Source organism: Amycolatopsis thermalba (assembly GCF_003385215.1).
Classification (GTDB): Bacteria; Actinomycetota; Actinomycetes; order Mycobacteriales; family Pseudonocardiaceae; genus Amycolatopsis_E; species Amycolatopsis_E thermalba.
The window spans coordinates 1-10,928 of record NZ_PQHW01000163.1; the positions used below are offsets into that span (position 1 = coordinate 1).

At 71.6% G+C, this 10,928-nt stretch carries 11 protein-coding genes and 1 pseudogene; 8 read left to right on the forward strand and 4 right to left on the reverse strand.

Annotated elements, in window-relative coordinates; translation table 11 throughout:
* Positions 1–127 (forward strand): annotated as a pseudogene (locus tag D0D15_RS34240) (IS481 family transposase); the annotation flags it as partial.
* A 113-nt stretch (positions 128–240) separates the two neighbouring features.
* Here the strand turns inward: D0D15_RS34240 and D0D15_RS34245 are convergent.
* Both D0D15_RS34245 and D0D15_RS34250 read right to left on the reverse strand, forming a co-directional pair.
* Complete coding sequence (locus D0D15_RS34245) at positions 241–2,991, reverse strand: sacsin N-terminal ATP-binding-like domain-containing protein (RefSeq protein ID WP_115945048.1); 2,751 nt, start codon at positions 2,989–2,991, stop codon at positions 241–243.
* On the reverse strand, positions 2,975–3,796 hold the full coding sequence (locus D0D15_RS34250) for a DUF3027 domain-containing protein (RefSeq protein ID WP_094009210.1): 822 nt from the start codon (positions 3,794–3,796) through the stop codon (positions 2,975–2,977). The genes D0D15_RS34245 and D0D15_RS34250 overlap by 17 nt, the downstream gene beginning before the upstream one ends.
* Positions 3,797–3,845: 49 nt before the next feature.
* Here D0D15_RS34250 and D0D15_RS34255 point away from each other — a divergent pair, with 49 nt between their 5' ends.
* From D0D15_RS34255 to D0D15_RS34265, 3 genes are read left to right on the forward strand one after another with little or no spacing between them, the layout of a single operon-like run.
* Positions 3,846–4,622 (forward strand): glutaminyl-peptide cyclotransferase, encoded by a 777-nt coding sequence (locus D0D15_RS34255; RefSeq protein WP_094009209.1) that lies wholly within the window; start codon positions 3,846–3,848, stop codon positions 4,620–4,622.
* A gap of 41 nt (positions 4,623–4,663) precedes the next feature.
* The gene (locus tag D0D15_RS34260) at positions 4,664–6,403 is read left to right on the forward strand and encodes an MFS transporter (RefSeq protein WP_094009208.1); all 1,740 of its coding nucleotides are present in this window, start codon (positions 4,664–4,666) and stop codon (positions 6,401–6,403) included.
* A gap of 22 nt (positions 6,404–6,425) precedes the next feature.
* Positions 6,426–6,926 carry a DUF2771 family protein gene (locus tag D0D15_RS34265; protein ID WP_094009207.1) on the forward strand — a complete coding sequence of 167 codons (501 nt, stop codon included), beginning with the start codon at positions 6,426–6,428 and terminating at the stop codon, positions 6,924–6,926.
* Between the two features lie 278 nt (positions 6,927–7,204).
* Here D0D15_RS34265 and D0D15_RS34270 read toward each other — a convergent pair whose 3' ends face one another.
* Positions 7,205–7,591 (reverse strand): cold-shock protein, encoded by a 387-nt coding sequence (locus D0D15_RS34270; RefSeq protein ID WP_017985244.1) that lies wholly within the window; start codon positions 7,589–7,591, stop codon positions 7,205–7,207.
* 162 nt (positions 7,592–7,753) lie between these two features.
* Here D0D15_RS34270 and D0D15_RS34275 point away from each other — a divergent pair, with 162 nt between their 5' ends.
* Positions 7,754–7,984 carry a hypothetical protein gene (locus D0D15_RS34275; protein WP_017985245.1) on the forward strand — a complete coding sequence of 77 codons (231 nt, stop codon included), beginning with the start codon at positions 7,754–7,756 and terminating at the stop codon, positions 7,982–7,984.
* Here the strand turns inward: D0D15_RS34275 and D0D15_RS34280 are convergent.
* Positions 7,941–8,573 (reverse strand): HAD family hydrolase, encoded by a 633-nt coding sequence (locus tag D0D15_RS34280; protein ID WP_115945049.1) that lies wholly within the window; start codon positions 8,571–8,573, stop codon positions 7,941–7,943. The two genes, D0D15_RS34275 and D0D15_RS34280, sit on opposite strands and share 44 nt — an antisense overlap.
* Positions 8,574–8,691: 118 nt before the next feature.
* Between D0D15_RS34280 and D0D15_RS34285 the strand changes: the two genes are divergently transcribed.
* From D0D15_RS34285 to D0D15_RS37980, 3 genes are all read left to right on the forward strand, one after another.
* Complete coding sequence (locus D0D15_RS34285; protein WP_094009205.1) at positions 8,692–9,309, forward strand: TetR/AcrR family transcriptional regulator; 618 nt, start codon at positions 8,692–8,694, stop codon at positions 9,307–9,309.
* A complete protein-coding gene (locus tag D0D15_RS34290) occupies positions 9,306–10,268 on the forward strand; it encodes a R2-like ligand-binding oxidase (protein WP_094009204.1) in 963 nt (320 codons plus the stop codon). The genes D0D15_RS34285 and D0D15_RS34290 overlap by 4 nt, the downstream gene beginning before the upstream one ends.
* 489 nt (positions 10,269–10,757) lie before the next feature.
* Positions 10,758–10,928 (forward strand): transposase (locus D0D15_RS37980; RefSeq protein ID WP_162830567.1); only part of this gene is annotated, 171 nt, incomplete at its 3' end.

Genomic DNA, 10,928 nt, shown 5'->3' on the forward strand with positions numbered 1-10,928 from the left:
CACCGAGGCGTTAGCGATCTGGAACATCCACTACAACTACCATCGACCACACACTGCTGCCGGAGATCAGCCACCCGCGACCCGGCTCCACACCGGCGTCACCAATGTCACGGCCTCATACAGCTAGTGCACATGGACGTGAAGAAAATCACAACGCACTCGGCGGCCACCCACCCACCAGCCGACTGCCACCAACCTAACGGCCAAGTACATCTAGAGCGTGTCCTGTACGGACACGGCCTAGAGCAGGAAGGTCGTCGTCGCGGGGTCGTTCAGCACGGCTTCGACCAGGTGGCGGTCCGACCAGCGGCCGGTGGCCCAGGCGAACGCGCGGGCCAGCCCTTCGGGTGAGTCCTCCGCGTGATGTTCCCCGTGAAACGTCCCACTTTCGACCCACCACGGCGTGGCGCGCTTGACTCCGTCGACCTCCACGATCAACTCGTCGTGCACCACGAGCCCACCCTCGGGCAGCGGGATGCCCAGCAGCTCCGCCGCCAGGACCAGCGCGGTCATCTCCGGCCACGGCACGAACTCGCCCGCGCTGCTGACCCGGGCGTCCGCGTGCTCGGACAGCGGCGGGATGTCCAGCAGCTCGGCGAGCGCGGCCACGTCCGCGCCAGGCGAGGCGGCGACCAGGCGTTCCGGCGCCCACACCGCACCCAGCCAGGGCAGGTCGAGCACCGCGGTCCGCTCGGCGTCGACCACGGACCCGTCGACCGTGCGCACCCGCTCCGGCGCGTCCAGCTCGCTCCACTCCAGGTCGGCGGCGGCCAGCACGGCGTGCGCGCGCAGGATCAGGCCCGGCGGGATCTCCCGGTCCGGGTCGCCGAGCCGGTCGAGCAGGTCGGCGGCGTCGTCGAGGTCGCGCACGGCCAGCTCCGACCGGACCCCGGCGGCGGCCAGCACGTCCGGGCGCACCCCCACGTCGGGCACCGGGTCGTAGAGACCGGTCAGGCCCTCCGCGTCCGGCAGCCGCCACTCGGCGGGCGGACGACCGGCGAGCAGCGCGTTGCGCTCCAGCCAGGCCGCCGACGGGCTGTCCGGCATCGTCAGCGCCTGCCAGGTCTCGCGCTGCCCGGCGATCAGCCGCAGCGCCCGCGGCCAGGCGTCGTCCGCGACGAGATCGAGGTCGCGGATCTCCGGCAGCTCGTCCTCGCCGGGCACCACCCGGAACTCGTCGAGCACGCCCAGTTCGGTGAGCACCCGCACCGGCCACTGCTCGGCGAAGTCCGCGTCCAGCACCGCGAACGGCCCGTCCTCGTCGAACACCTCCGGGTCGAAGACCTCACGCAGCGGCGAGTTCGGCAGCACCAGCTCGTCGGCCCGGCGCCAGCCGTCCGCCGACGGCAGCGCGAGCGCGCCCAGCCCCTCCGCCGAGGTCTCGGAAACCAGGCGCAGCACGGCTTCCGCGAGCGGGCGGGTGTCCAACCCGGACGCGGCGTCGGCCAGGCTGCGCTCGACCGCCTCGCGCAGCGCGGGCGCGTCGAGCAGGTCGGCGGCCTCCGCCTGCTTCGCGCCGAGGCGCTCCAGCAGCGGGTGCGCCGCCTCCGGGTGCACCAGCCGCAGCCCGCCCACCTCGGCGTCGGCCAGCAGGTCGAGCAGCTCCGACGCGCCGAGCAGCACCGCGCCGCGCGGCCCGGGCAGCGTCCGCCCGTCCGCCAGCGGCACCGGCAGCGCGCCCAGCTCGTCTGCGGTCACCTCGTGGTTGTCCAGCAGCGGCAGGAAGGCGTCGTACAGCGCGCGCCACCACTCCGGGGCCCGGTCCACGCCGATCAGCAGGTCGACCAGGTCGGACACGTCCAGGCGGTCGGCGTCCACGGTCGCCAGGACCTGCGCCGCCTCGTAGCCGCTGATCCCGGCCAGGCCGGGCACGACACCGGCGAGCAGTTCCAGCAGCCGCGGCGACTCGACCGACAGCACCCGGGCGCTCGACGGCACCAGGTCGTCGCCCTCGGCCGCGGGCAGCCACGCCTGCGTCGCCAGCTGGCGCCCCACCAGCTCGCGCAGCTTGCCGTCCACTTCGGACAGCGGGAAACCGGCCTCGGGCACCAGGTCCAGCCGGTCCCCCGGGGCGAGCTTGCGCACCAGCGCCGGGTACTCGCGGGCGGCCGCGGGCAGCGCGGCGTCGGCGCCGGGCAGCACCCGCCGCCGCGACGGCTCCAGCGGCACGGTCGCGATCAGCCGGGCCGGCAACGACAACCGTTCGTCGGTGGGCGTCGGCGCGTGCAGCACGTCCTCGGTCAGCCGCCCGTCGGCCGGCTTCGCCCAGACCACGTTCTCACCGGCCTGGGTCAGCCAGCGGACCGTGCCGGACGGCGTGGTCAGCTCGACGACACCGTCCTCTTCGGACCGCGCCCACTCCGCGCCGGGCGCCTCGATCCGCGCCAGCCACGGCAGGGACAGCAGGAGGTCCTCGGCCTCGTCCGTCAGGCGCGCGAGCAGCTCGTCCGGGTCGACGCCGTCGCGCAGTGGCAGGCGGACCTCGGTGTCGAAGCCGCCGGGCAGGTCCTCGTCCGCCGGCCAGGGCAGCCGCAGCACCGGCACCGCGCCGTCGCGCCCGGCGGCCTCCCTGGTCCGCGTCTCGGAGAAGGCCACCCCACCGGTCCGCGAGATCACCCGCGGTTCGCTGCTGACCGCGAGCACCGCCGCGAAGCCCACGCCGAACTGCCCCACGGTGTCGCCCTGCTTCGCCGACGCGCGCAGCGAAGCCAGCGAAGCGACTCCGGCGGCGTCGAGCGGCGCGCCGGTGTTGGCGACCCGGAGTTCGGCGCCGACGACGGAAACCCGCAGCGTGCCGGGGATCCCGGCGAGCGCGGCGGCGTCGGCGGCGTTCTGCGCCAGCTCGACGAACAGCCGGTCGCGGTAGCCGCCGGTCCGCAGGTCGCCCTCGGCGTTGGTGTCTTCGGTGAACCGGGTCGGCGAGTCCCGCCAGGCCCGCAGCACCGAGGCCCGCAGCGCCTCGGTGCCGAACGGATCACTCAGCTGACTCACTCGCCGTCTCGACGTCCGCGGTGGCGCCCGTCTCGGTCTTCGGCTCCTCGACCGGCTCCATGTCCAGCAGCGAGTCGTCGTAGACCAGCTCGGCGACCGGCACCGACGAGGTCACCTCGACCTCGACCTCGGAGTGCGCGCCGCAGCCGTACTCGACGTGCACGACCGTGCCGTCGGCCGGGGCGATCTCGTTGCCGCACACGCCGAACGCGGCGCGCAGCGAACCGGCGAGCGGGAGGTAGAAGCCGCAGGTGCCGCAGTGGGCCGGCGCGCTGCGCGCCATGTCCGACCGCGGGCCGAACTCGCCGCGGTGCCACCGCGTGGCGGCCTCCTCGCGGCCGAAGCGGGACATGACGTGCACGCGGCCCAGCCCGGCCTCGTGCGCGACCTCCTCGACCGCCGGGTCGTCGGACCGCAGGTACGCCGGGACCAGCCGCGGGTCGTCCTTGTCCGGCGGGAGGATGTCGCCGACGCCGAGGTCACCGGCCCGCACCCGGCGCTCCCACGGAACCCACTGCGGGGCGATCAGGGCGTCCGGGCCGGGCACGAGCACGACCTCGCTCACCGTCACCGGGGTGTCCGGGCCCGCGTTCGCGACCGTCACCGACCAGCGCCAGCCGCGGTAACCGGGCACGTGGGCCTCGAAGAGGTGGCTCGCCGACACCGCGTCCTCACGCGACACGCCGACGTGCGCCCCGACCTGCTCGGCCCCCGCCTCTTCGACCGCGGCCTCGCGCGCGAGATCGACCGCCTCGGCGAGAGCGCGCTCCACGGAGCCGTCGTCCAGGGTGAGCAGCAGCGTCATACCCCAATTGTGCCCCGCGCGCCTCGGGCCGCCGTGTCAGGGTGGAGGGGTGCGCACCCTGATCACCCTGACCCTCGCCACGGTCGTCGCACTCGGTGGCTGCGCGGCCGCGGCACCGCGGGCGCCGGCCACCGTCGCGCAGCTCACCGTGCAGGTCCTGGAGACGCTGCCGCACGACCCGGCGGCGTTCACGCAGGGGCTCGAGTTCTCCGGCGCCACGCTGTACGAGAGCACCGGGCTGGTCGGGCAGTCGTCCGTGCGGGCCGGGGCGCCCGGGCAGCCGCCGGCCACGCGCGTGGACCTGCCCGCGCCGCTGTTCGGTGAGGGCATCACCGTCACCGGCCCGACCCTGTGGCAGCTGACCTGGCAGAACGGCGTGGCGATCGAGCGGGACGCGCGGACGCTCGCCGAGCTGCGGCGCGTGTCCTACGACGGCGAGGGCTGGGGGCTGTGCCACGACGGCGGACGGCTGGTGATGAGCGACGGCTCGGACCGGCTCACCTTCCGCGACCCGTCGACGTTCGCGGTCACCGGCGAGGTCACCGCGCATTCCGGCGAGCAGGAGTTCGCACAGCTCAACGAGCTGGAGTGCGTGGGCGGCGCGGTGTACGCCAACGTCTGGAAGACCGACCGGATCCTGCGCATCGACCCGGCGACCGGCGAGGTGACCGCCCAGATCACCGCGGCCGGGCTGCTCACCCCGGCCCAGGCGGCGGCCGCGGACGTGCTCAACGGCATCGCCGCGGTCCCCGGCACCGACGAGTTCCTGATCACCGGGAAGCTCTGGCCGGTGATGTTCCGGGTGAAATTCGTCCCCGCTTCCTGATCACCCAGCGCGTCGGCCCAGCAATACGGCAAGATTGACGCGTGCGGCGCAAACGGAAGTGGACACCGGCACCGGGTGCCGGGCAACCGTGGCGCGCCCAGGGGCGCTTCTACCCGGAGTCGTCGGCGGTCCCGAACGCGGACGAGGCGCCGACGAGCGCGTTCCCGGCCGGCGGCCGCACACCGCCGCCACCACCGCGTGGCGCGCGGCCGTTCCCGCCGCGGCAGGGCCCGCCCCCGCCGCAGCGCCCGTGGCAGGGCGAACCGCCGCGCCGTGAACCGCCGCCCCGCCGCACCGAGCCGCTCTACGAGCACTACGACACCGACGGCTACGCGGGCTCCGCGCGCCCGGAACCGGAGCCGGCCGCGGAGCACCGCACCGAGGCGACCGCCGGGCCGCTGCCCCGGATGCCGAAGAAACTGACCGTCACGCGCGTCGCCGCGCTGCGCAGCCGCGAGCTGGGCGGCCGCGCGGTCGGCATGTTCCAGCGCGCGACGAAGGCCGACGGCGCCGACAAGTCCGGTCTCACCTCGCTGACGTACGCGGTGATGCTGAACTACGCCAGCGACGCGGCGATGGCCATCGCGCTGGCCAACACCCTGTTCTTCGCGGCCACCAGCGGCGAGGGCCGCGGCAAGGTCGCGCTGTACCTGCTGATCACCATCGCGCCGTTCGCGCTCGTCGCGCCGGTCATCGGCCCGCTGCTGGACCGGATCCAGCGCGGCCGACGCCTGGCGATGTGCCTCACCTCGGTCGGCCAGGTGCTGATGGCCGTGCTGATGGCGCTGCACTTCAACGACTGGGGCCTCTACCCCGCCGCACTCGGGAAGATGGTGCTGTCCAAGTCGTTCACGGTCCTCAAGTCGGCGGTCACCCCGCGGGTGGTGCCGCCGGACATCACGTTGTCGAAGACCAACGCGCGGCTCACGGTGTTCGGGCTCGCCGCGGGTGGTGTGTTCGGTGCCATCGCCTCCGGGGTGAACTCGCTGTTCGGGTCGGCGGGCGCGCTGTGGTTCACCGCGGTGATCTGCGTGGCCGGTGCCGTGCAGGCCATGCGGATCCCGGCGTGGGTCGAGGTGACCGAGGGCGAGGTCCCGGCGACGCTCAAGGCCCACCCGGCGAAGAAGAAGAAACGGCAGCCGCTGGGCAGTGACGTGGTGCTCGCCCTGTGGGGCAACGGGACCATCCGCGTGCTGACCGGGTTCCTGATGATGTTCGCGGCGTTCGCCGTGAAGGCGCAGGCGGAGCAGACCGGGCAGAGCCCGTTCATGCAGCTGCTGCTGCTCGGCCTGATCGGTGGCGCGGCCGGGCTCGGCGGGTTCGTCGGCAACGCGCTCGGATCGCGGCTGAGCTTCGGGCACCCCAGCCAGGTGATCTTGGGCTGCGCGGGCGCCGCGCTCGCCTCGACGATCCTCGCCGCCGTCATGTCCGGGATCGTCACGGCCGCGATCGTCGGTCTCGTCGGCGCCACGTCGAGCGCGCTGGCGAAGATCAGCCTCGACGCGGTGATCCAGCGCGACCTGCCGGAGGAGTCGCGGGCGTCGGCGTTCGGCCGGTCGGAGACGGTGCTGCAGCTGGCGTGGGTGTTCGGCGGCGCGATCGGCCTGCTGCTGCCGCCGACGTACTGGATCGGGTTCCTGGTGGTGTCGATCCTGCTCGCGCTCGGCCTGGCGCAGACGTTCCTGCTGCAGAGAGGCGCGTCACTCCTGCCCGGTCTGGGCGCGCGGCGGGACCGCAGGCCGGCGCGAACCGGCAACGGGGCCGCTCCCCGCGTGCAGTGACCCGACCCGTAGTGTTTCCGCCATGCGGCGAACTCTGCTGTTGCTGTCGGCCGGGGCGCTGGCGCTGACCGGCTGCTCCGCCCACGTCGGACCGCCCGAGGTCACCTTCTTCGGCGACGGGCGCACCGTCAACGCCGAACCGATCGTGAACTGCGACGCGCTCCTCAAGTCGTGCTCGGAGAACCCGGACGCCGCCGTGACGCTGAAGGTGCGCCCGGGCAAGCCGGTGCAGATCTCCGTGCCGTCCGAGATCGGCGACACGCCCTGGCTGGTGAACGTCCAGTACGCCAACGCCAAGGGCGAGCTGCAGCCGGTGAAGCAGCAGTTCTTCTCGCCCGGGGACAAGCTCGCCTACACCGCGACCGGCGCGGCGCCGGACGACCAGCTGGTGGTCGTCGAGGTGCAGCAGCTCGGCGCTGCTTACGCGGCCGATCAGGCGGGGAACCCCATTCTGGACGAGAACGGGAATCCGCAGCTGGTGGCTCGGGCTTTGTGGTCGCTGCAGGTTGAGCCTGGGGCCTGAGCCGCTACGCGGGTGTTGAGGGCACCGGCTTCGCTTCGCTACGCCCGGATCTGCCCCTCCCGAACCCGATCTTTCAGTGTTCGGTTGCCGAGCAGCGGCGTCAAGGCGGGAAAGCGTGCCTTGACCCCGCTGCTCGGCAACCGATTTGGCTGGGGATCGGGTTGCGGGAGAGGGGTGGCTCGGGCGGTGGGGCCGGTTGCGTTGCCGGGTGCGGCTTCGCTGGGTGGTCGCGGCCGGTCGTGCCCACGTCGCCCCCCTGCTCGGGGGTGTGAGCCGGCTTACGGGTCGAGGTCGCGGGCCACCGCGCGCATCACTTCGGCGATCCGCTTGGTGTTCTTGCGGTCCGGGTAGCGGCCGCGGCGCAGGTCCGGCTGCACCTTCATCTCGAGCAGCTTGATCATGTCCTCGATCAGGCCGTGCAGCTCCTCCGCCGGGCGGCGGCGCGCTTCGGCGACCGAGGGCAGGCTGTCGATCAGCCGAACGGACAGGGCCTGCGGACCACGACGGCCGTCGGCGACGCCGAACTCCAGCCGCTGGCCGGCCTTGAGTGCCTCGACCCCTTGGGGGAGCGCGGTCTTGCGGATGTAGACGTCCTGGCCGCCGTCCTGGGTGACGAAACCGAACCCCTTCTCCGCGTCGTACCACTTGACCTTGCCGGTCGGCACTGCCCTCACCGTTCCTTCGCTCTGAGTAAGTCATCTCGCGTACCGGCGGCACGTGACCGCCTGCACGACGAACGCGCCCTGGGCGTACCCAGGACGCGTATCCACCAGCCTATCCCGGTATGCGCCCTCCGGTGAAGAAGATATGGGTTCTAACCTTGTGCCATGGATACTCCGGCCAAGACTTCCCCGCGCAAGCCGTTCCTCATGCGGCTCGGGATCGGTGTGTTCGCCGTCGGCGTGCTGGCCGTGCTGGCCGTGTTCGTCCTGTTCGCGTTCGGCCTGCGGGACCTCCCGGTGTGGCTGAGCGCCGTCGCCGGGGTGGCCACGCCCCTGGGCATCGCACTGTCGCTCATCTCACTGGTTCGCGAGCACCGGAAAGCGGCTGCCGGCTGAGCCAGCCGGGGAACTCCTCCAGGCTGGAGAAAACCACCTCCGCCCCCGCCTCGAGCAACTCCTCGCGGCTGCAGGGGCCCGTCGTCACGCCCACCGGCACCGCGTCGGCGGCCAGCGCGGATCGCACGTCCCCCAGGTGGTCGCCGGCGTAGATCGACGCGCCGTGCTCGCGCAGGGCCACCGCCTTGCCGTCCGACCACAGCTCGCCCACGAGCACGTCGACGGCCAGGCCGAGCGCCTTCACGTGCAGCGCCGCGTTCGGCCCGTACTTGCCGGTGACGACCACCGTGCGGCCGCCCGCGTCGTGCACCGCGGCGAGCGCCTCGTGCGCGCCCGGCAGCGCGACCGTCTCCGGGATCACGATCTCCGGGTACAGCTGGCGGAACCGGTCGACGAGGCCGGTGATCCGCTCCTCGGGCGCGCCGAAGTCACGCAGCACCATGTCCAGCGGCGGGCCCAGGTTGGCGGCGAAGTGCTCACCGTCCAGCGGCAGGCCCGCCTCCGCACCGAGCGCGTTCATCACCGCGACCATGCCCGGCCGCGGGTCGATGAGCGTCATGTCCAGGTCGAATCCGACGACGATCCCCACGCCAACCACGGTAGCCGGACCCTCCGACAGTTCCGGACGCCGTCTCACCTCCGCTTTACAGTGAGCCCATTCGGGTCAACCTGCTTGACATTGCAGCCGCCTGTGTCAAGCTGATTTTGTGACTGAGATCACCGACTCGTTCGCGGAGCGCACCAGGACGTCGCTCCGGGAGATCCTGCTCGACGCGGCGGCCGACATCCTGGCGGCGCGGGGCTACGCGGCCCTGCGGATGGTGGACGTGGCGTCGGCGGCCGGGGTCAGCCGCCAGACGGTCTACAACGAGTTCGGCAACAAGAGCGCGCTCGTGCAGGCGGTCGTCCTGCGCACCACGGGCGAGTTCCTGGACGGCATCCACCGGCGGTTCGCGTCGGCGCCCGATCTGCTGACCGGCATCCGCGACGCGGTCACCTACACGATCGAGCACGGCCGGGAGAACCGACTGGTCGCTTCCGCGCTGGGCACACCGCAGGGTGAGGACCTGCTGCCGCTGCTCACCACCCGGGGTGAACCGGTCCTGTCCGCGGCGATGGAGGTCGCCGCGTCCCACTACCGGGAGTCCCTGCCCGCGCTGAGCGCCGAGGCCGCGAACCTCCTCGCCGAGACCGTGGTCCGGCTCTCGTTGAGCCACCTGGTGCTGCCGACCCACACCGCGACCGAGGCAGCCGACCTGATCTGCGCCGCGATCGCACCGGCCATCACCCGTTACGCGTCCACAATGGAGTGTGAGCAGCCATGACCGATACGCTTCCCGTGCACCGCACCGGGTTCACCTCGCTGCGCAGGGGCGGGCTGAACTGGGACTCCTTCCCGCTGCGGCTGTTCGTCAAGGGGAACCGCAAGTTCTGGAACCCGGCCGACATCGACTTCAGCCAGGACGCCGAGGACTGGCAGACCCTCACCGACGAGGAGCGCCGGTCGTCGACGTACCTGTGCGCGCAGTTCATCGCCGGCGAGGAGGCGGTGACGGAGGACATCCAGCCGTTCATGAAGGCGATGGCCGCCGAGGGCCGGTTCGGTGACGAGATGTACCTGACCCAGTTCTGCTTCGAGGAAGCCAAGCACACCGAGGTGTTCCGCCGCTGGATGGACGCGGTGGGGCTGACCGAGGACCTGACCTCGTACGTCAGCGAGAACCCGCACTACCGCAAGCTGTTCTACGAGGAGCTGCCCGAGTCGCTGGCCGTTCTGGAGCACGACCCCAGCCCGCTGAACCAGATCCGGGCGAGCGTCACCTACAACCACGTGATCGAAGGCAGCCTGGCCCTGACGGGCTACTACGCGTGGCAGAAGGTCTGCACGACGCGCGGCATCCTGCCCGGCATGCAACAGCTGGTGAAGCACATCGGCGACGACGAGCGCCGGCACATGGCATGGGGCACCTTCACCTGCCGAAGGCACATCGCCGCGGACGATTCCCTGTGGGACGCGGTGCAGCAACGCATGGGCGAGCTGTTGCCGCACGCGCTCGGCATGATCGAATGGGTGCAGAACCAGTTCGAGGAGCCGCGCCCGTTCGACAACGACCCGCAGGAGTTCATCGAATACGCGGCCGACCGAGCACAACGCCGCCTGGGCGCCATCGAATCGGCACGCGGAGTCCCAGTAGGACAGATCGACCTGGACTACTCACCGGAACAGCTGGAAGAAACCTTCGGCGAAGAAGACGCCAAAGCACTAGCGAACGCAGTGAGCTAACGGCGCACCAGCGCCGCGCAGTGAACCCAAAGTAGCTGGGTGGTCATCCCGTCGCCTGACACGTGACGATCACTTTGAGCCAGGCCCGCAACCCTCGCTGGGGCGTGAGTTGACATGCCAACCTTGCGGGCCTGGCTCAAAGTGATATGCACAAACCGGAAGGCGACGGGATGACCACCCAGCGACCACCTGCCCGAGGTGAGATAACAACGGTCCCCGTCATCCCGGAGCCTGCCCGTCCGGCGAGGACATCTCTTGATCTTTAAACCGGCGCCTTGGGCAGGCGAAGAGCCCGCCCTGCGGGCGGCCCGCCCTGCGGGCGGAAAGCGCCTACGGCGCCTAACGGTCACCTTCCGACCACCCCCGCCCCCGATGCCTGATTGTGTTTCAGTCGCCGAGCAGGCGTGTCAAGGCGGGAAAGTGATGTGCTCCGAGGTCTCCGGACACGTCTTCCAAGTAGACTGGCGGAGGAGCCCGGAGGAGTGTTTCATGGCAAGGAGACCGAGAAAGTACTCGCCGGAATTGAAGGCTGAGGTCGTCAACGCGGTACTCGAGGGCGGGCTGAGCTATACCGAAGCGGCGCGCGATTTTGATTTGGTCGCGCAGACGGTGCATAACTGGGTGACGGCCGAGAAAAAGAAGAGAGCTGAAGAGTCGCCG